This window comes from Mycolicibacterium hippocampi (assembly GCF_010723735.1).
GTDB lineage: Bacteria > Actinomycetota > Actinomycetes > Mycobacteriales > Mycobacteriaceae > Mycobacterium > Mycobacterium hippocampi.
In genome coordinates this window covers 3,873,164-3,891,237 of record NZ_BLLB01000002.1, presented here as the reverse complement: position 1 = coordinate 3,891,237, position 18,074 = coordinate 3,873,164, and the positions used below count along the sequence as shown (strand labels likewise).

The 18,074-nt window shown below is 68.6% G+C and carries 18 protein-coding genes; 12 read left to right on the top strand and 6 right to left on the bottom strand.

Features of this window, described 5'->3' with window-relative positions; translation table 11 throughout:
• Positions 1–15 precede the first annotated feature (15 nt).
• Positions 16–717 carry a DUF899 domain-containing protein gene (locus G6N53_RS19740; RefSeq protein ID WP_163891209.1) on the bottom strand — a complete coding sequence of 234 codons (702 nt, stop codon included), beginning with the start codon at positions 715–717 and terminating at the stop codon, positions 16–18.
• Positions 718–804: 87 nt separating this feature from the next.
• Between G6N53_RS19740 and tenA the strand changes: the two genes are divergently transcribed.
• From tenA to aceA, 5 genes are all read left to right on the top strand, one after another.
• A complete protein-coding gene (gene tenA, locus G6N53_RS19735; protein WP_205390418.1) occupies positions 805–1,512 on the top strand; it encodes a thiaminase II in 708 nt (235 codons plus the stop codon).
• 78 nt (positions 1,513–1,590) lie between these two features.
• Positions 1,591–2,865, top strand: coding sequence for a GTP cyclohydrolase II (locus G6N53_RS19730; protein ID WP_163891205.1), 1,275 nt, complete (start codon positions 1,591–1,593; stop codon positions 2,863–2,865).
• A complete protein-coding gene (locus G6N53_RS19725) occupies positions 2,862–4,088 on the top strand; it encodes a URC4/urg3 family protein (protein ID WP_163891203.1) in 1,227 nt (408 codons plus the stop codon). Before G6N53_RS19730 ends, G6N53_RS19725 begins: the two co-directional genes overlap by 4 nt.
• A gap of 16 nt (positions 4,089–4,104) precedes the next feature.
• Positions 4,105–4,746 (top strand): uracil phosphoribosyltransferase, encoded by a 642-nt coding sequence (gene upp / locus G6N53_RS19720; RefSeq protein ID WP_163891201.1) that lies wholly within the window; start codon positions 4,105–4,107, stop codon positions 4,744–4,746.
• A 60-nt stretch (positions 4,747–4,806) separates the two neighbouring features.
• The gene (gene aceA / locus G6N53_RS19715; RefSeq protein ID WP_163891199.1) at positions 4,807–7,104 is read left to right on the top strand and encodes an isocitrate lyase ICL2; all 2,298 of its coding nucleotides are present in this window, start codon (positions 4,807–4,809) and stop codon (positions 7,102–7,104) included.
• 75 nt (positions 7,105–7,179) lie between these two features.
• On the opposite strand, the gene G6N53_RS19710 is transcribed toward aceA, so the two are convergent.
• Positions 7,180–8,121, bottom strand: a complete 942-nt coding sequence (locus G6N53_RS19710; RefSeq protein WP_163891197.1) for an enolase C-terminal domain-like protein — start codon at positions 8,119–8,121, stop codon at positions 7,180–7,182.
• 100 nt (positions 8,122–8,221) lie between these two features.
• Between G6N53_RS19710 and G6N53_RS19705 the strand changes: the two genes are divergently transcribed.
• On the top strand, positions 8,222–8,959 hold the full coding sequence (locus tag G6N53_RS19705; protein WP_163891195.1) for a glutamine amidotransferase: 738 nt from the start codon (positions 8,222–8,224) through the stop codon (positions 8,957–8,959).
• A 6-nt stretch (positions 8,960–8,965) separates the two neighbouring features.
• On the opposite strand, the gene G6N53_RS19700 is transcribed toward G6N53_RS19705, so the two are convergent.
• The 3 genes from G6N53_RS19700 to G6N53_RS19690 all read right to left on the bottom strand — a co-directional run bounded on the left by G6N53_RS19700 (position 8,966) and on the right by G6N53_RS19690 (position 11,337).
• On the bottom strand, positions 8,966–9,259 hold the full coding sequence (locus tag G6N53_RS19700; protein ID WP_163891192.1) for a Dabb family protein: 294 nt from the start codon (positions 9,257–9,259) through the stop codon (positions 8,966–8,968).
• A gap of 119 nt (positions 9,260–9,378) precedes the next feature.
• The gene (locus tag G6N53_RS19695; RefSeq protein ID WP_163891190.1) at positions 9,379–10,068 is read right to left on the bottom strand and encodes an Rv0518 family GDSL lipase; all 690 of its coding nucleotides are present in this window, start codon (positions 10,066–10,068) and stop codon (positions 9,379–9,381) included.
• Between the two features lie 63 nt (positions 10,069–10,131).
• The gene (locus G6N53_RS19690) at positions 10,132–11,337 is read right to left on the bottom strand and encodes an acyltransferase family protein (RefSeq protein WP_163891188.1); all 1,206 of its coding nucleotides are present in this window, start codon (positions 11,335–11,337) and stop codon (positions 10,132–10,134) included.
• Between the two features lie 250 nt (positions 11,338–11,587).
• Here G6N53_RS19690 and G6N53_RS19685 point away from each other — a divergent pair, with 250 nt between their 5' ends.
• From G6N53_RS19685 to yaaA, 6 genes are all read left to right on the top strand, one after another.
• Positions 11,588–12,760 (top strand): PP2C family protein-serine/threonine phosphatase, encoded by a 1,173-nt coding sequence (locus tag G6N53_RS19685; protein WP_163891187.1) that lies wholly within the window; start codon positions 11,588–11,590, stop codon positions 12,758–12,760.
• Entirely contained in the window at positions 12,757–14,349 is a 1,593-nt protein-coding gene (locus tag G6N53_RS19680; protein WP_163891184.1) for a sensor histidine kinase, read from the top strand. The genes G6N53_RS19685 and G6N53_RS19680 overlap by 4 nt, the downstream gene beginning before the upstream one ends.
• Complete coding sequence (locus G6N53_RS19675) at positions 14,346–14,786, top strand: response regulator (RefSeq protein WP_163891182.1); 441 nt, start codon at positions 14,346–14,348, stop codon at positions 14,784–14,786. The genes G6N53_RS19680 and G6N53_RS19675 overlap by 4 nt, the downstream gene beginning before the upstream one ends.
• A 2-nt stretch (positions 14,787–14,788) precedes the next feature.
• The gene (locus tag G6N53_RS19670; RefSeq protein WP_163891180.1) at positions 14,789–15,925 is read left to right on the top strand and encodes an alkaline phosphatase family protein; all 1,137 of its coding nucleotides are present in this window, start codon (positions 14,789–14,791) and stop codon (positions 15,923–15,925) included.
• A gap of 268 nt (positions 15,926–16,193) precedes the next feature.
• A complete protein-coding gene (locus tag G6N53_RS19665; protein WP_163891178.1) occupies positions 16,194–16,757 on the top strand; it encodes an NlpC/P60 family protein in 564 nt (187 codons plus the stop codon).
• 42 nt (positions 16,758–16,799) lie between these two features.
• The gene (yaaA, locus tag G6N53_RS19660; RefSeq protein ID WP_163891176.1) at positions 16,800–17,546 is read left to right on the top strand and encodes a peroxide stress protein YaaA; all 747 of its coding nucleotides are present in this window, start codon (positions 16,800–16,802) and stop codon (positions 17,544–17,546) included.
• Positions 17,547–17,566: 20 nt separating this feature from the next.
• Here yaaA and G6N53_RS19655 read toward each other — a convergent pair whose 3' ends face one another.
• Positions 17,567–18,067 carry a hypothetical protein gene (locus G6N53_RS19655; protein WP_163891174.1) on the bottom strand — a complete coding sequence of 167 codons (501 nt, stop codon included), beginning with the start codon at positions 18,065–18,067 and terminating at the stop codon, positions 17,567–17,569.
• Positions 18,068–18,074 lie beyond the last annotated feature (7 nt).

The window sequence follows — 18,074 nt, the reverse complement described above, 5'->3', positions numbered from 1 at the left end:
CGGGGGTCGCGCGGCTCAGGTCCTCTGTGGTGCGGAGTTGCCGTAGGCGCGGGCGATGTCCGGAGAATCCAGCCACCCCGAGTAGGTCGGCTGCTGCGGCCACCCCTCGGGCGAATCCTGCCAGCTCTCCTGTCGGCCCCACGGCAGGATGTCGATGAGCGCAAACGTATGGCTGAGCTGCTCGGTGCCGCGGCCGTTGGTATGCCAGGTGCGGTACACCGTGTCGCCGTCGCGCAGGAACACGTTGACCGCGAAGCCGGTGTTGGGTGCGGCGTCGACGTCGGTGGCGAACGCGCTCTCCGATGACGAGTACCACTCCATCTGGTTGCCGACCTTGTCGCGGTAGGCCAGCGCCTCGTCGATCGGTCCCGAGGTGACGATGACAAACCGGGCGTCGTAGCTGTCCAGGAAGTCCAGGCGGGTGAACTGCGAGGTGTAGCCGGTGCAGCCGCCGCACTGCCACTCGGCGCCGTCGGTCCACATGTGGTTGTAGACGATGAGCTGTGAGCGCCCCTCGAAGACGTCGGCGAGGCGGACGGGGCCCTGCGCGCCGATCAGCGTGTAGTCCGGCATCTGCACCATCGGAAGCCGGCGCCGCGCAGCGGCGATGGCGTCCAACTCGCGGGTGGCGGCCTTCTCACGCGCCCGCAGTTTGTCGAGTTCCTCGCGCCAGCTGCGGGCGTCCACCACGGGTGGTAGAGCGGTCGTGTCGGTCATCTGGGCACCTCCGGCAGGTTGGTTCACTGTGTTCACCGGTACTGACCGACCGTAGGGCGACAACTCATCGCTGAGAGGATGTTCGGCATGACTCAGAGGAATTCCGCCCCGCGGATCGGCCCGGCCGAACCCGGATCCTGGTCCACCCGGCTGTGGACGGAGATCGAGCCGCTGTTCGAGTCGATCACCACCCACCCGTTCGTCACCGGGCTCACCGACGGCAGCCTGCCCGCCGACGCCTTCGCCCAGTACGTCGCACAGGACGTGCACTATCTCCGGGCGTACGCGCGCACCCTGGCGGTGGTCGCGGCGAAAGCGCCGACGCTGTCGGAGACCGCGATGTTCGCCCGCCATGCCGCGGAGGTCTTCGACGTCGAACTCGCGCTGCACAGCGAACTACTTCCGGCGGTGGGCCTGAGCATCGAGGCCGTCGACGCCGCACCGGTCACCCCGGCCACTCAGGCCTACAGCAGCTATCTGCTGGCCACCGCCTACGGCGGCAGCTTCGCCGACGGTCTGGCGGCGGTGCTCCCCTGCTACTGGATCTACGCGGAGGTGGGCGTCCGGCTGCTGGAAAAGGGCTCCACCGACCCCCGGTACCAACTCTGGATCGACAGCTACGCCGGCGAGGACTTCGTGACCACCGTCACCGAGGTGCTGGGCCTGACCGACCGGATCGGCCCGGAATTGACCCCAGCCGAGGAAGCCGTGGCGCGCGCGCATTTCGTGACGACCTCGCGATACGAGTGGATGTTCTTCGACGCCGCCCACCGCCGCGAGGCCTGGCCGGTCTGACCCGCGCTCGCAGGCGCGTCGGGCTGCCAGTGGCTATGCTGGCGGCTTTCCCGCCCTGCAAGGAGGTCGACAGGCCCCATGCCCGCAGACGCGACCGCATCGCCTCCCTCGAAGGCTGCAGGCGGCCACATCAGGCTGACCTCCCACAGCGCCGGCACCGCCGCTCCGGAGATCGTGTGGGGTGCGCCCACGGCCGCGCTGCGCGGCCCGATCGTGGGGACCACCGCCAATCGTTCGCACCGCAACGTGATCGGAACCCACAGCGGCGCATACGGCGTCTACCGGGCGCTGGCCGTCGCGGCCGGTTCGTTGTCGCGGGACCACCGCGCCGACCTGACGAACACCTCACCGACCGATGTCTTCGGCCCGCATCCGCAGTGGGGTGAGCCGTCGGCGATCGTCAGCCTCGACCCCTGGGGAGCGATGGTCGCCGAGGCCTTCGCCGACGAACTCGCCGCCGGCATCGACATCCGTCCGACGATCGCGGTCACCAAGGCCCAGGTGATCCTGCCCGAGATCAGCGACGCGATCCTGCGGGGGCGGTTGCGTCCCGACGAGAGGGTGCTGCTCTCAACCGGTGCCGCGCAGGTGACCAAGGCCGCCATCGAGCCGGTGTGGCATCTGCCAGGCGTCGCGCGGCGCTTCGGCTGCAGCGAAACCGATTTGCGCCGAGCGCTTTTCGAAGAGACCGGCGGAATGTACCCCGAGCTGGTGACCCGCTCGGATCTCGAGGTCTTCCTTCCGCCCATCGGCGGGCAGACCATCTACATCTTCGGCGACCCGCGAGGCCTCGCCGATCCGGCGGTCGAGCTCACCGCCCGCGTGCATGACGAGTGCAACGGCTCGGATGTGTTCGGCTCGGACATCTGCACCTGCCGGCCCTACCTGACCCACGCCATCGAGGAGTGCATCCAGGGCGCACAGCGCGGCGGCGTCGGACTGGTCGCGTACTCGCGCAAGGAGGGCCGGGCGCTCGGCGAGGTGACGAAGTTCCTGGTCTACAACGCCCGCAAGCGCCAGGTCGGCGGTGACACCGCGGACCAGTACTTCGCCCGGACCGAATGTGTGGCCGGCGTCCAGGACATGCGGTTCCAGGAACTCATGCCGGACGTGCTGCACTGGCTCGGCATCCGCAGGATCCACCGCCTGGTCTCGATGAGCAACATGAAGTACGACGCGATCACCGGCTCCGGCATCGAGGTCGGTGAGCGGGTGTCCATCCCCGACGCGCTGATCCCCGCCGACGCCCAGGTGGAGATGGATGCGAAGACCGCGGCCGGCTACTACACCCCCGGCGTGACGCCCGACGCCGAGGAACTCAGGAAGGCCAAGGGCAGGGAGCTGGACGCGTGACCCGGCCCGGCGACGCCGCCGAGCTGCTGCGAACCGCCGGTGAGGTACGGGCGCGCTCCCGTCAGCTGCTGGCGCGGGCCCGCTCGGGTGAGTCGCGCTGGTTCGCGGTATGCGACGCCGCGCTGGACGAAGCGGCCGACGCGGTCGCCGCCGTCACCCGCGCCCGCTATCCGGACCTGCAGATCCCGTACCACAGCAGGTGGCGCCACTTCGAGGTCGGTGGGGTGGACCGGCGTGCCGAGCTCGACGCGCTGCTCGCGTCCCACGCCCTCCATGACCGGGCTCGCGCGCTGATCGATCTCGCAGTCGTCAGCGTGCTTCTCGACGCCGGGGCCGGGGCGGGATGGAGTTTCGTCGAGGAGCGCGACGGCGTCGGGGTGCGGTTCGCCCGCTCGGAAGGGCTGGCACTCGCCAGCTGGCACGGATTCGTCGCCGGCGCATTCTCCAGCGACCCGGCACGGCCGCTGCAGGTCGACGCCGCGGCCCTGCGGGCACTGACCCAGCAGCGCCTCGCCGAGGTACTGCAGGCGACGCCGGACAACCCGCTGGTCGGGCTCGCCGGCCGGGTGCAGGTGTTGCGTCGGCTCGGTGACGCGTTGGCCAACCAACCCGCCGTGTTCGGCACCCCGGGCAGGCCCGGTGAACTGTTCGACGCGCTGCACGCTGCCGAAGGATCCGTCGACGCCCAGCAGATCCTGACTCTGCTACTGACCCACTTCTCCGCGATCTGGCCGGCCGGCAACACCATCGGCGACCTTGCGCTGGGTGACTGCTGGCGTCACGGGGCCGTCTCCGGCCCCGGCCTGACCGCAGGATGGTTACCGCTGCACAAACTGTCGCAGTGGCTGACCTACTCGCTGATCGAACCGTTCGTGTGGGCCGGAATCACGGTGACTGGAGTCGAAGCCCTGACCGGCCTGCCCGAGTACCGCAACGGGGGCCTGCTGCTCGACACCGGGGTGCTGGCGCTGCGTGACCACGGCCTCGCCACGCGCACCTGGAACCCGGCAGATGAACTCGTCGTCGAATGGCGCGCGCTGACCGTCGCGCTGCTCGACGAGCTGGCGCCGCTGGTGCGCGCCCGGCTGGGACTCGACGCCGAGCGAATGCCGCTGGCCTGTGTTCTCGAAGGCGGCACGTGGGCCGCCGGACGGGCGTCCGCGCAGCGTCTGCGGGACGGGCTTCCACCGCTGACCATCGCCAGTGACGGCACTGTTTTCTGACACGGGCAGGAGAGACATGGCTCTGGGCGCAGGTGGGGTGCACCTGATCGAGCATCCGCTGATCCAGCACAAGATCACTCTGTTGCGCCGAAAAGACGTGTCCACCAACACTTTTCGCCGGCTGGTGCAGGAGGTCTCGGTGCTCATGGCCTATGAGGTGCTGCGTGAGATCGCCACGCAGGAGGTCGAGGTCGAGACCCCGCTGGAGCGGACCACCGGGCGGGTGATCGACGGCAAGAAGCTGGTGTTCGTGTCGATACTGCGGGCCGGCACCGGCATCCTCGACGGCATGCTCGAGGTGGTGCCGTCGGCGCGCGTCGGCCATATCGGCCTTTATCGAGACCCGAAAACGCTTGTCGCGGTGGAATACTACTTCAAGATGCCCGGCGAGCTGCGGGAGCGCGATGTGATCGTCGTCGATCCGATGCTGGCGACCGGACACTCCGCGGTGGCGGCGGTGGACCGGCTGGCCGAGCACGGTCCCAAGTCCATCAAGTTCGTCTGCCTGCTGACCTGCCCGGAGGGAATCGCCGCGATGGCCGAGGCTCATCCCGGCGTGCCGATCTACACTGCGGCGATCGACCGGGAACTCGATGAGCACGGCTACATCCTGCCCGGGCTAGGGGACGCCGGCGATCGCATCTTCGGCACCAAATAACACCCGGCGTCCAAGCCCGAATCGTTCCCACCCGCCAACCTCGAGCCGTAGGGTTGCGTCATGGCCATCATCGAAGCTGACCTCCAGCCCCAGACGCCGTTCGAGCAGGATGTCGCCGAAACGCAGAGCTATTTCGACAGCCCGCGCTTCGAAGGCATCACCCGGCTCTACACGGCCCGGCAGGTCGCCGAGCAGCGGGGCACGATCCCGGCCGACTACGCGATCGCCCGGGAGGCGGCCACGGAGTTCTACCCCCACCTGCGGGAGCTGTTCTCTCGCGGCAAGAGCATCACCACGTTCGGACCGTACTCCCCCGGCCAGGCCGTGGTGATGAAGCGGATGGGCATCGAAGGTATCTACCTCGGCGGCTGGGCGACCTCGGCCAAGGGTTCGATCAGCGAGGATCCGGGACCCGACCTCGCCAGCTATCCGCTGAGCCAGGTGCCCGAGGAGGCCGCGGGCCTGGTGCGCGCGCTGTTGACCGCCGACCGCAACCAGCAGTACCTGCGGCTGAGAATGACGGAGGAGCAGCGCAGGGCAACCCCCGCCTATGACTATCGACCGTTCATCATCGCCGACGCCGACACCGGCCACGGCGGTGATCCGCACGTGCGCAACCTGATCCGCCGCTTCGTCGAGGCGGGCGTGCCGGGGTACCACATCGAGGACCAGCGTCCCGGCACCAAGAAATGCGGCCATCAGGGCGGCAAGGTGCTGGTGCCCTCCGACGAGCAGATCAAGCGGCTCAACACCGCCCGGTTCCAGTTGGACGTGATGCGGGTGCCGGGCATCATCGTCGCGCGCACCGACGCCGAGGCGGCGAACCTGATCGACAGCCGCTCAGATGAACGCGACCAGCCCTTCCTGCTCGGCGCCACCAATCTGAAGATCCCCGCCTACCGGTCCTGCTTCCTGGCCATGATGCGGCGCTTCCACGACAAGGGGATGACCGAGCTCAACGGTCACCTGCTCTACGCGCTGCCCGACAGCGAGTACGCCGCTGCCGAAGCCTGGCTGGAACGCCAGGGGTTGCTGCTGCAGATCGACGAGGCCGCCGCTGCGTGGCAGGACGGCGCGGACTCGTCGACATCGACCGTCGACGCCGTGTTCGACAAGGTGGAGTCGAGCTTCGTCGATGCCTGGGAGGAAGACGCCGGGCTCAACACCTACGGCGGCGCGGTGGCCGACCTTCTCGAGTTCCGGGACCGCGAGGGCGAACCGGCGGACATGAGCGTCGCGGAATGGCGCGAGTTCGCCCAGCGCGCGCCGCTGGCCTCGGCCAGGGAGAAGGCCAGGGAACTGGGTGCCGATGTGGCGTGGGACTGCGAGCGCGTCAAGACCCCCGAGGGTTACTACCAGGTGCGTGGCGGGATCCCCTACGCCATCGCCAAGTCACTGGCCGCCGCCCCGTTCGCCGACATCCTGTGGATGGAGACCAAGACCGCGGACCTGGCCGATGCCAAGCAGTTCGCCGACGCGGTGCATGCGGTCTACCCCGATCAGATGCTCGCCTACAACCTGTCGCCGTCGTTCAACTGGGACACCACTGGCATGACAGACGAGGAGATGCGGGCGTTCCCCGAGGAACTGGGCAAGATGGGGTTCGTCTTCAACTTCATCACCTACGGCGGACATCAGGTCGACGGTGTCGCCTCCGAGGAGTTCGCCACCTCGCTTCGCCAGGAGGGCATGCTCGCCCTGGCACGGCTGCAGCGCAAGATGCGACTCGTCGAATCCCCCTATCGCACACCACAAACCCTGGTCGGCGGGCCACGCAGCGACGCCGCGCTGGCCGCCTCGTCCGGGCGGACCGCGACGACGAAGTCCATGGGCAAGGGTTCGACGCAGCACCAGCATCTGGTGCAGACCGAGGTGCCCAAGAAGCTGCTGGAGGAGTGGCTGGCGCTGTGGAGCGAGCACAACCAGCTTCCCGAGAAGCTCAGTGTGCAGCTGCGGCCGCGGCGTGCCGGCTCGGATGTGCTGGACCTGGGTATCTACGGCGACGGCGACGAGCCGCTGGCCAACGTGGTGGTCGATCCGATCAAGGATCGGCACGGACGCAGCATCCTGACGGTGCGCGACCAGAACACCTTCGCCGAACAGCTGCGGCAGAAGCGGTTGATGGATGTGATCCATCTGTGGCTGATCCATCGGTTCAAAGCCGAGATCGTCTACTACGTCACGCCGACCGAGGACAACATCTATCAGACCGAGAAGATGAAGTCCCACGGCATCTTCAGTGACGTCTATCAGGAGGTGGGCGAGATCATCGTCGCCGACGTGAACAAGGACCGGATCGAGGAACTGCTCGCTCCCGACCGGGAAGCCCTGCGCAGGCTGATCAGCAAGCAGGACTGAGCACCTCTCGCCGGAACGGTATTCCGCGTGCAAAATCTCGAGAAAGCGCCGCCCGGAATACCGTTCCGGCGAAGTTCAGGCGGCGGCCGCGCGGCGCAGCAGATCGCGCCAGCGGCCGATCGTGGCCGGGTCGGTGACCGTGTAGCGGGCCAGCCGCACCGGGTCCGGCGCCGCGGGAGAGGGGGCCGCGGGAAGATACCCGTCGGCGGGCACCAGGGACCGGGCCTCGGCGACGACGTCACCGTCGGCTGGTGACACCGCCGCGGGCCCGCACGCGAACGGCAGGTCGGGCAGCACCGCGGCGAGGGCGACATCGCCGGCCATGCCGATGCTCGTCAGCCCGGCGAGGTTCACCACACACGGCAGTCCGAGCGCTTCCGCGCGGCGAAGCGCACGGCGCACTCCCCCGAGCGACCCGCAGCGCAGTACCGCGATGTCGGCGGCATCGGCCTGTGGCCCCGCTTCGCTCAACAACATCGCGTCCACGGCGACCGGCACGTCGACGCCGCGCCTGACGGCCGCGGCGATCTCGACGCTGCAGCCGTTGAGTTCCACCATCTCGAGTCCGCCCGCGGCCTTGTCGAGCAGGGTGATGACCGCGATCACCGCGTCGGCCTCGGCCGCCTCGACCACACAGCGCACCGCGGCGCCGCCCTGCGCGTCGCGTACCGCGGACACCCGGTCGGCGTCCGCGCCGCGTGAGTCGCGCGTCGCGCCGACGCTGACCCGGGCGCAGCCGACACCTCCGGCGCCGGCCAGTCGAGCCGCGGTGGCCGGATCAACCTCGGGGATCGCCACGGCGACCGGGACGCGCCCCCGGATCGCATCGGGCCATCCGACGGTGCTGGGTTCCATCGCCGCGGTCAGCCAGCGGGCGGCCAGCGCGTTGTCGCTGTCGGCGGGTGGGCTGAACTCGCCCCACCCCTGCGGCCCCTCGACCAGCACGCCCCCGCGCGCGCCTCCGGCAGCCGGGATGGCGAACACGGGTGCGTCGTCGAAGTCGATGAGTGTTCTCACTGACCGCCAAAGCTAGCGGGTAGGCGGCCTGGTCGGGTGAGCGCCGTGCCGATCGGCCGGACGCCGCCGCTGCGATAACGCCCCGGCTACCCTTTACGCCGTGGCCGACGCCCCGTTCCTGTTGCTCTCGATCCGCGGCGAGGACGAAGCCGCCGACGACGAATACCGGGCGATGATGCGATTCGCCGGCCTCGACGAGGGCGGCATGCATCGGATCCGGCTCACCCACACCCTGCTGGGTGAGGTCGACCTGTCGCAGTGGTCGGGCATCATCCTCGGCGGCGGGCCGTACAACGTCAGTGACGAACCGGGTGCGAAGTCGCCCACCCAGCAGCGTGTCGAGGCGGAGTTGGCGGAGCTGCTCGCCGACGTCATCAGCCGCGACTTTCCTTTCCTCGGATGCTGTTACGGCGTGGGGACGGTGGGCACCGCCATCGGTGCCGTCGTGGACCGGTCGCACCCCGAGCCGGTGGGGCCCGTCACGGTGCAGATCACTGCCGAAGGCCGCGACGATCCGCTGTTCGCAGATCTACCGGACGTCTTCGACGCCTTCGGCGGCCACAAGGAGGCGGCGTCTTCGCTTCCGCCCCACACCGTGCGCCTCGCAACGTCCGCCGCCTGCCCCGTCCAGGCGTTCCGCGTCGGCCGCAACGTCTACGCCACCCAGTTCCATCCCGAACTCGACGTCGAGGGCATCTGCACCCGCATCGACGTCTACAAGAACCACGGATACTTCGCGCCCGAGACCGCGGAGTCGCTCAAAGACGCTGCACGCCAACGGGATGTCGCACATCCCATGGCAATCCTGCGGACCTTTGTGCAACGCTATTCGCGTTGAGCGCCGTCAGGAGGCGGGGATTTCGAACTGGGCGCGGGCCACCTGGTCGATGAACGGCGCCAGTCGCGAACGCAACCGGTTGTGCTCGGCGTCCTCGTCGTAGCCCTGGTAGGAGGCGGCGTCCTCGAAGTCGGCCACGATCACGAAATCCCAATTGCCCTCCCGCAAACCGGCATCGCTTCCCACCGTGTACCGCACGGTTCCCGGGCAGTTCAGGTTGCGCAGGCCGTGCTGGATCTGCTCGACCTCGGCGACGTCGTAGCCCGTCTTCAGCTTGGCGAGAACCACATTTCGGATCATCCGGGCACCCTAACAGCGCACCGTGGAGGGGGCGCCCTTTCCTATTCGTTCAGACTGCATTCAGGGCGAGAAAGTCAGAGAGATCCCCGCCCGGGACGCAGAGTCGATGACCGCCGCACTCAGTACGGGTTGAGCGCGGCGCTGATCAGCGGTGCGAGCTTCTCGGCCATGTAGGCGTGCCCGGCGTCGGTGGGGTGCACGCCGTCGGCGCCGATCAGCCCGGGCCGGTCGACGAACCAGCGCGCGGAGATCGGGTCGACGAACGTCGCCCCGGCCAGTTCCGACTGGTAGCCGAGTACGTCACGAATCCGCGTGATCGTCGGGGGCGGATCGGCTGTCGGCCAGGGCGGCCCGATCACCAGGAATTTCGCCGAACGCGCGATCTGGCGAGCCATCTGCAACGTGCCGTACATCGTGATCGACAGCCGGGTCGGGTCGACGTCGACGTCGTTGCGCGATCCGAAGAACACGACGAGCGCGTCGGTCGGTTTGACTGCTCTGACAGTCAGATCCTCGAAGACGCTGCCGCGGTTGCCGCGAGTGCAGTATCCGGCGCCACCTTCGGCGGCCACGGTCGGCGTCACCGCGATGCCGTAGCGGGTCAGTGCCCGCCACACCTGCGTCGTCCACCCGTTGGCGCCGACCCCACCCTCGTCGCCGCCGGCGGTGTAGGAGTCGCCGATCACCGCGATCCGGTTGACGGCGAAATCTGTGAGCCGCACATCGTGATGCCGCACCTCGGGGACATGCGCGGTGAGGGCGCCGAAGGAGACAGCCACGGCGATCGCAAAAGTCAACAGTCGACTCACCGGAACAGCGTAGGGTCGCGCGGGCCGGCTACAGCGGTGACGCGCCGCTTGCGCCCGACAGCGTCAGCCGGCGCGGGCCGCGACCGACTGCAGCCGGTTCTGCGGCGGGTCCAAGGCCGGCTTCTGCTGCGGCGCCTCGGTGTCGACCATGCGCCGCATCCACCGGCGTGCCGGCTCCTCGACCAGGTGATAGAGCAACGCCGCGCCGATGCCGGCAACAGCGATCAACCCGAGCACCACGATCTTGGCCGACCAACTGGGCGTCAGCGTGATCTCGAACTGCATCACGGCCCAGTTCCACGCGGTGTGCACGAGCTCGTGGACCATGTAAAGGCTGAACGAGATGTGGCCCAGGTACACAACGATCGGAGTGGACAACAGCGCCGGAAGGGTGCCCACGCCGATCGCCATCGTGACGACCAGCGGAACGAACAGCACATCGACGAGGCCGCCGGCGTCGTAGATCGAGGCGGGCGGGTGGGCGTCCAGCAGGTACAGCCCGCCGACGATGGCACCCCCGAGCACCAGCGCCGCCAGCCCGGACGCCTGCCGGGCCCGGTGGGACAACTGGAGCTTGCGCACCGCCGCACAGGCCAGGGCACCCGCGGTGAACTGCATGACGATCCGCGGTAGCCAGCTCCACGGGGTGTAGAACACGCCGCTGGCCAGCAGCAGCAGCACCGGAGGCAGCGAGGCGGCGATCGCGAGCCACAGCAGTCCCCGTGCCCGGGTAGCCGACGCGATCCGGAAGATGACCAGCACCAGCGCGCCGAACAGCAGGTAGGCCAACCACTCTGCGCTGATCGACCATGCCGGACCATCCCAACTCGAGCCGTCGAAGTAGGGCTGAAACCAGAGCTGGACCAACAGCACCTGCCGGATCCAGCTGATCGCGTTGAGCTGGTCGACGACCTGGGGCTCGGCGGGCACGTGGCCGACGTAGAGCGTGAAGATGATCCAGGCCGCCGCGAGATGCATCGTCACCAGATACACCGGCCACACGCGTGCCAGCCGGAGCCAGAGGAATCGCAGGGTCGCGCGGGTGGACCAGGCCTGCCCCATCCGGTCGAGGTAGTTCCAGGTCAGGACAAACCCGCTGAGGATGAAAAACAGGTCGACCCCCTGCGCGCCGGCGTTGAGCACCGGTGCCAACGCGCTGCTGACCGACGGCGACGCCTGGGCCAGCAGCGGCCGGAAGTGAAAAAGGACGACCCAGAGGGCGGCGACGATGCGAAGGCCGGACAAAGCCTTGATCTCACCGGTGCGCACACGACTCTTTTCATCAGGATTCTGCGGTGTCGTCGATGCTCGTCGGTCGTGGAAAAGGCGCAGGGCCGCGTCCCCCGATCCCGAACGGCAACCGGTCGGAGGTTACCAGCGGCACCGTCGCCGCGGCGGTCCGCAACGCCGCGTCGAGGTGTTGCCGACGAGGCCCGCCGCCCAGGGTATTCTCGGGAAATTGTCAATCGAGGGTGTTGGTGCGCGCCGCGACTGCGTGCCATGGGGGATTCGGGAGCGCATGCGCGTGCCTGATGACGGCGAAGAGCTGTCGCTGCTTTTGGTGGAGGACGATCGCGCGGACGCCATCCTGGTCGAGGAACTGGTCGCCGACGCGGGCTTCGACACCCGGGTGGTCTGGGCAGAATCGATGGCCAAGGCCGAGCAGGAGATCGCCCGTGCCCGGCCCGACTGCATCCTGCTGGATCTGCATCTGCACGACGCCGACGGGATCGACGGGCTGACCCGCATCTCCAAACAGGACGCGACGGTCCCGGTCGTCGTGTTGACGGGCCTCAACGACGAGCACGTCGGTGTTTCGGCGGTGGCGTCGGGCGCCCAGGACTATCTGGTCAAGGGTCGGGTCGACCCCGAGGCGTTGCGCCGTGCCGTGCGCTATGCCATCGAGCGCAAGCGCGCCGAGCTGACCGCAGTCGACCTGCACGCCAGTCAGCTGCGGGCCAGGGAGAACGCCCGGCTGGAGCGCGGCCTGCTCCCCTCCCCTCTGCTGCTGGACAGTCCCGGCGTCGAGATCGTCACCCAGTACCGTCCGAGCCGGGAGAACGCCCTGCTGGGAGGCGATTTCTACGATTTCGTGCAAACTCCGGACCGCACCGTGCACGTGATGATCGGCGACGTGGCCGGTCACGGAGCGGATGAAGCGGCGCTCGGGGTCGCGTTGCGCATTGCTTGGCGCGCACTGACTTTCGCCGGACTGCGGGGTGCAGACCGGATGCGGCAGCTGGAGCGGATGCTGCGGGCCGAACGCGCAGGGAAGGGGATCTTCGCGACAGTGCTCAGTCTGGCGATTCCGCCGGAGGGCACGCTGCTCACTGCGGTGCGTGCCGGTCATCCCGGCATGCTGCTGCACGGCGGGGGCACCGTGGAGTGGGTAGAGCCGGCGGGCGGTCCGGCGCTGGGTCTGCACGCCGGCGACTGGAGCCCCCAGCAGGTGGATCTGCCCGAGGGCAAAGGTCTGGTACTGCTCACCGACGGCTTGTTCGAGGGGCACGTCGGGCGGGGCAACGAACGGCTCGGTGAAGCGGGGCTGCTCGAGCTGGCCAGATCGTTGGCGGCGCTGCCCGGCCGCGCGTTCGTCGACGCGTTGATCGATGCCGTCGAGGAGCAGGCGCAGTCGAGCGGGGGCATCGCCGACGACATCGCGGTGGTGCGGGTCGAACGGGTGCGGCGATGAGCTCGCGGCGCCGGCTGCGGGCAGCGCAGCTGACCGTTCAGGGCTGGCAGTACCTGGTGCTGTCGGTGATGGGTCTGGTGGTGCTCGTCGGCGGGATCACCGTGGCGGTGCTGCTGAACCGCACCGACCAGGTGTCCGGGCAGCTCATCGAGAACATCCAACCCGCACGGGTCGCGGCCTACCAACTGCAGGGCGCGCTGCGCGATCAGGAGACGGCGGTACGCGGGTACCTCATCACCGCCGACCCGCAGTTCCTGACCCCGTACGACGGGGGCCGGCTGATCGAGCAGCAGGCGTCGGCGGACATCCGGATACTCGAGCAGGACCGTCCGGACCTACTCGAGGATCTCGACGCCATCGAGCAGGCCTCCGGTTCCTGGCGCGCGTCCTTCGCCGAGCCGCTCATCGGTGCCGTCCGGTCGGGTGACGTCAACGTCATCGCCGATGAGTCCAGCGCGCTCGGCAAGGTTGAATTCGACCGGCTGCGGGCGCTTTTCGACGTCCAGAACGATCACCTCGAGCAGGCCCGCAACGACGGTATCGCCGAGCTCGAACAGATCCGCTCCTGGCGTAACGGTGTGCTGGTGGCGATGCTCGGCGCGTTCGCGGTGACGATGGTGCTGCTGGCCGTGTTGCTGCGCCAGGCGGTGGTCCGACCGCTGGACGCCCTGGCGGCGTCGTGCCGGCGCATCGCACGCGGGAACTTCAACGAACCCATCAACCCGATGGGACCCAGGGACATCCGGGGTATCGCCCTCGACGTGGACGAGATGCGCGAGCAGATCGTCGAGGAACTCGAGGCATCGCAGGCGGCAACCGAGGCGCTGGATGTCCAGGCCGACGAGCTCCGGCGCTCCAACGCCGAGCTGGAGCAGTTCGCCTACGTCGCCTCACACGATCTGCAGGAACCGCTGCGCAAGGTCACGTCGTTCTGCCAGCTGCTCGAGAAGCGCTACGGCGACCAGCTCGACGAGCGCGGCATCGAGTACATCGATTTCGCGGTCGACGGGGCCAAGCGGATGCAGGTGCTGATCAACGACCTGCTCACCTTCTCGCGGGTCGGCCGGCTCAACTCCACCGAGACCGACGTCGACCTGAACACCACGTTGGACGACGCACTGTCGAACCTCTCCACCGCCGTCGAGGAGACGAGCGCGGTGATCGAACGTCCGCCGGACGGTCTGCCGACGATCAAGGGCGATCCCACGCTGATGGCGATGCTGTGGCAGAACCTCATCGGCAACGCCATGAAGTTCCGCCGCGAGGACGCGGCACCTCGCATCGTCATCGAATGCCGTGACGACACCGGAGAGGATGGCCGGCACTGGTCGTTCTCGTTGACCGACAACGGGATCGGGATTCCGCCCGAGTTCGTCGACAAGGTCTTCGTCATCTTCCAACGCCTGCACGGCCGCGACGCCTACAGCGGCACCGGGATCGGCCTGGCGCTCTGCAAGAAGATCGTGGAGCACCACGGCGGGACCATCTGGATAGACACCTCCTACACCGAGGGCACCCGCTTCCGCTTCAACCTGCCTGTTGCAGTAGCTGACACCGAGACCCCTGTACTGGAAGGAACACCGACATGACACAGGCCGAGCGCGCCATCGACGTCCTGCTGATCGAGGACGACCCGGGAGACGAACTGATCACGAGGGAAGCCTTCGAACACAACAAGATCAAGAACAATCTGCACGTCGCCCACGACGGCGAGGAGGGGTTGGACTTCCTCTACCGGCGCGGCGTCTACGAGGGCGCCCCCCGCCCGGACCTGGTTCTGCTCGATCTCAACCTGCCGAAGTACGACGGACGCCAGTTGCTCGAACAGATCAAGTCCGACCCGGATCTCAGTCATATCCCGGTGGTGGTGCTGACCACGTCGTCGGCCGAGGAGGACATCCTGCGCAGCTACAAGCTGCACGCCAACGCCTACGTGACCAAGCCGGTCGACCTCGACCAGTTCATGAACGCGGTGCGCCAGATCGACGAGTTCTTCGTGCAGGTGGTTCGGCTGCCGCAGTTCTGACGATGCAACTGCCGCACCCCGACCCCGCAGTCCCCCATCTGGCCGATGTGGTGCCCTCGGTGCTGGCCGCCATGGGTGTCGCCGATTTCGAGCCGCGCATCCCGCTGGCCGGCGACGTCGGCGGAGCGTGCGTGTTGCTCATCGACGGGCTGGGCGCGGAGCTTCTGGACACCTATGCCGCCGACGCCCCGGTGCTCGCCGGTCTGCGTGGGCCCACGCTGCAGGTCGGCTTTCCGTCCACCACGGCGGCAGGGTTGGCCTCGGTGGGGACGGCATGCCGATCGGGTGAGCACGGAATGGTCGGCATGACGTTCCGGCTGCCCGACGTGGGGGTCGTCAATGCGCTGCGCTGGCGGCCGCACCCCTGGGGTGAGGATCTGCGTGATCGACTGCCTCCCGAAGCGGTGCAACCCCGATCGACGGTGTTCGAGCGGGCCGCCGCCGCGGGCGTTGCGGTCAGCGTGGTCTCCGGGGCCCAGTTCACCGGATCGGGGCTGACCCGCGCGGTGTTGCGCGGTGGCCGCTACCTCGGCGTACACGCTCTGGGGGATCTGGCCGCCACCGTGGCGGCCGCGATCGCCGACGGTGGCTTCTGCTACGGCTATCACGCCGACCTCGATCTGGTGGGCCACCTCCACGGGCCCGGGTCATCGGCCTGGCGAATGCAACTGCGGCAGGTCGACAGGCTGGTGGAGTCCATCGTCGAGAACCTGCCCAGGGGCGGCTTGCTCGCGGTGGTCGCCGATCACGGCATGGTGTCGCTCAACGAAGCCGACGTGGTCGATATCGACGCGACCGAATCGCTGCGCGAGGGCGTGGAGGCAATCGGCGGGGAGGTGCGGGCCCGCCACCTCTACACGTGCAGCGGCGCCATCGAGGATGTGCTGACCATCTGGCGCGAGCTACTCGGCGACCGTGCCTGGGTCGTGAGCCGTGATGAAGCCGTGGCCGCCGGATGGTTCGGCGACCGGATCGCCGACGACGTCCGCCCCCGCATCGGCGATGTGGTGGTTGCCGCCCGGGGTTCGGCGGGGGTGTTGCGACGCACCGCTGAGCCGATCGAATCTTCGCTGATTGGGCAGCACGGGTCACTCACCGCCGCCGAACAGCTGATTCCGCTGCTGCTTGCCCGACGCTGAACTGGGCTGACGTCGTGCAATCGACCACCGCGCGCAGCGTGGTGAACACTGCTCCGGCGCGCTGACGTCTCGCGCTCAGCCACTGCCGAATGTCTCGAAAAATATTGCTGAACAATCGTTTTGACTGTCTTGTGACGCTGGTGGGCGCAGCAGGCCAATGAGGTCTCTGCACAACGGTTTTCGTGAGTCACGCGGCATAGTCAGGCCAATTGTGAATGCCATCACAGATTTTGGTCGTTTTAGAGACCCACTGTTAATGTCCCGTCGCATGTTTGCTCTCGCAACACTCTTGACGCTTGTCAACCAGGTGTCGGGCACGCCGTACGTCACCGGTGGTGACAGCCCGGCGGGCACCGACTGCTCCGGCCTGGTGTCGTGGGTGACCAACGCCGCGACAGGCAGACCCGTCTACGGAGACCGATTCCACACCGGCAACATCGAGAGCGCGCTGCTGGCCCGCGGCTTCCAGCACGGGTCACAGCCGGGCGCGCTGGTGGTCGGCTGGAACAGCGGGCACACCGCCGTGACACTCCCCGACGGCACCCCGGTGTCCTCCGGGGAAGGCGGCGGGGTGAAGGTCGGTGGAGGTGGTGCCTACCAGGACCAGTTCACGAACCACATGTTCCTGCCGATGCCGGCCAACGAGCCGCCTGCCGCCGACCCCGTGCTGGCACCGCCGATGGCGCCCCCGCCCCCGCCACCGCCGATGGGACCACCGCCACCGCCACCGCCACCGATGGGAGGACCCCCGCCCCCGCCGCCGGCTCCGGCGGGACCCGTCGTGCTGATGGGCGAGGAAGTCCCTCCGCCACCTCCCGGCGCCCCGGTCTGACTGGCGTCGGGGCCGCGGCCGGCACGCACTAGCGTCTGACCCGTGATCGTGTTGCTGCCCCCGTCGGAGACCAAACGAGACGGCGGAGACGGCCCGGCCCTGTCGCTGGACACGCTGAGTTCGCCCGCCCTGCGTCCGCTGCGCGCCGAGTTGGTCGGTGAACTGGTCGCGCTGGCGGCGGATCGGGACGCGAGCAGGCGGGCACTGGGCGTCTCGGCCCGCCAGGATGCCGAGATCGACCGCAACGCGGCGCTGCGCACGGCGCCGACGATGCCGGCGATCGACCGCTACACGGGCGTGCTCTACGACGCCCTGGACGTCGGCTCGCTGCGGGGCGCCGCGGCTGCCCGGTCACGGTCGCGACTGGCCGTGGTCTCGGCACTGTTCGGGCTGGTGCGCGCCGACGATCGGATCCCGGCCTACCGGCTCTCGGCGAACTCGCGGCTGCCCGGACGGCCGACGCTCGCCGCTCGTTGGCGACCCTCGCTCGAACCGGTCCTGGATGCGATCGCCGAACACGAATTGGTCGTCGACCTGCGCTCGGGTTCCTACGCCGCCCTGGCCGCGGTGCCCGGTGCGGTGACCGTCGAGGTGGTCGCCGAGCATGCCGACGGGCGGCGCACCGTGGTGAGTCATTTCAACAAGTCGCACAAGGGCCGGCTGGCCCGTGCGTTGTCGGCGAGCCGATCCGAGCCGGCGGACGCGGCCGCCGTGGCGGCGGTGGCCCGTCGTGCCGAGATGCGCGTGCAGCGGCGCGGTGATCACTTGACCGTCCTCGTGCCTGCCTGACCTATCGGCCGGCAGCTGCCTCAGAATGCCGCGATCGTGTCGGTGGTGTAGAACTCGGCCGGAATCTGTGAGTGGGCGCTGGGCCGGGTGATCATCAACCAGGCGCCGGTGGCCCCCGACATGGTGGGTCCGCGCAGCGTGATGCGCGCGCCGCCTGCGTCGTCAGTGATCATCACGCCGCCGGTCACCCCGGTGTCCCCGGCATTGCAGGGCACCGCCGACGTGCGGGGTGCCTGAATCAGCCGCACCTCGTAGCGGGTGTCGGGTCTGCCGGTGGCGATCTGGACGTCAGCGACAACGTCCGCGCCGTCGGTGCGCACCTGCGCGGTCGCCCGTGCGTAACCGGTGCCGCCGACGTACTGCATCTCGCTGAAGTCACACCGCCGCAGGGCCTGGGAGAACGGCAGGAAGGTCTCCGCTGCGTCGGCCGACGCAGCGGAGACACCGATTCCGCCGGCAAACGCCGACACCGCGATCACCATCGCCGCGGCCGCGCGGGTGAAGCGCATGATTCGGGGCATGTGTCAA

What these genes read in the sequence shown, in the direction of transcription:
- G6N53_RS19740 (WP_163891209.1), bottom strand. Translation starts at nt 717, where the DNA reads ATGACCGACACGACCGCTCTACCACCCGTGGTGGACGCCCGCAGCTGG.
- tenA (WP_205390418.1), top strand. Translation starts at nt 805, where the DNA reads ATGACTCAGAGGAATTCCGCCCCGCGGATCGGCCCGGCCGAACCCGGA.
- G6N53_RS19730 (WP_163891205.1), top strand. Translation starts at nt 1,591, where the DNA reads ATGCCCGCAGACGCGACCGCATCGCCTCCCTCGAAGGCTGCAGGCGGC.
- upp (WP_163891201.1), top strand. Translation starts at nt 4,105, where the DNA reads ATGGCTCTGGGCGCAGGTGGGGTGCACCTGATCGAGCATCCGCTGATC.
- aceA (WP_163891199.1), top strand. Translation starts at nt 4,807, where the DNA reads ATGGCCATCATCGAAGCTGACCTCCAGCCCCAGACGCCGTTCGAGCAG.
- G6N53_RS19700 (WP_163891192.1), bottom strand. Translation starts at nt 9,259, where the DNA reads ATGATCCGAAATGTGGTTCTCGCCAAGCTGAAGACGGGCTACGACGTC.
- G6N53_RS19685 (WP_163891187.1), top strand. Translation starts at nt 11,588, where the DNA reads ATGCGCGTGCCTGATGACGGCGAAGAGCTGTCGCTGCTTTTGGTGGAG.
- G6N53_RS19680 (WP_163891184.1), top strand. Translation starts at nt 12,757, where the DNA reads ATGAGCTCGCGGCGCCGGCTGCGGGCAGCGCAGCTGACCGTTCAGGGC.
- G6N53_RS19675 (WP_163891182.1), top strand. Translation starts at nt 14,346, where the DNA reads ATGACACAGGCCGAGCGCGCCATCGACGTCCTGCTGATCGAGGACGAC.
- G6N53_RS19670 (WP_163891180.1), top strand. Translation starts at nt 14,789, where the DNA reads ATGCAACTGCCGCACCCCGACCCCGCAGTCCCCCATCTGGCCGATGTG.
- G6N53_RS19665 (WP_163891178.1), top strand. Translation starts at nt 16,194, where the DNA reads ATGTTTGCTCTCGCAACACTCTTGACGCTTGTCAACCAGGTGTCGGGC.
- G6N53_RS19655 (WP_163891174.1), bottom strand. Translation starts at nt 18,067, where the DNA reads ATGCCCCGAATCATGCGCTTCACCCGCGCGGCCGCGGCGATGGTGATC.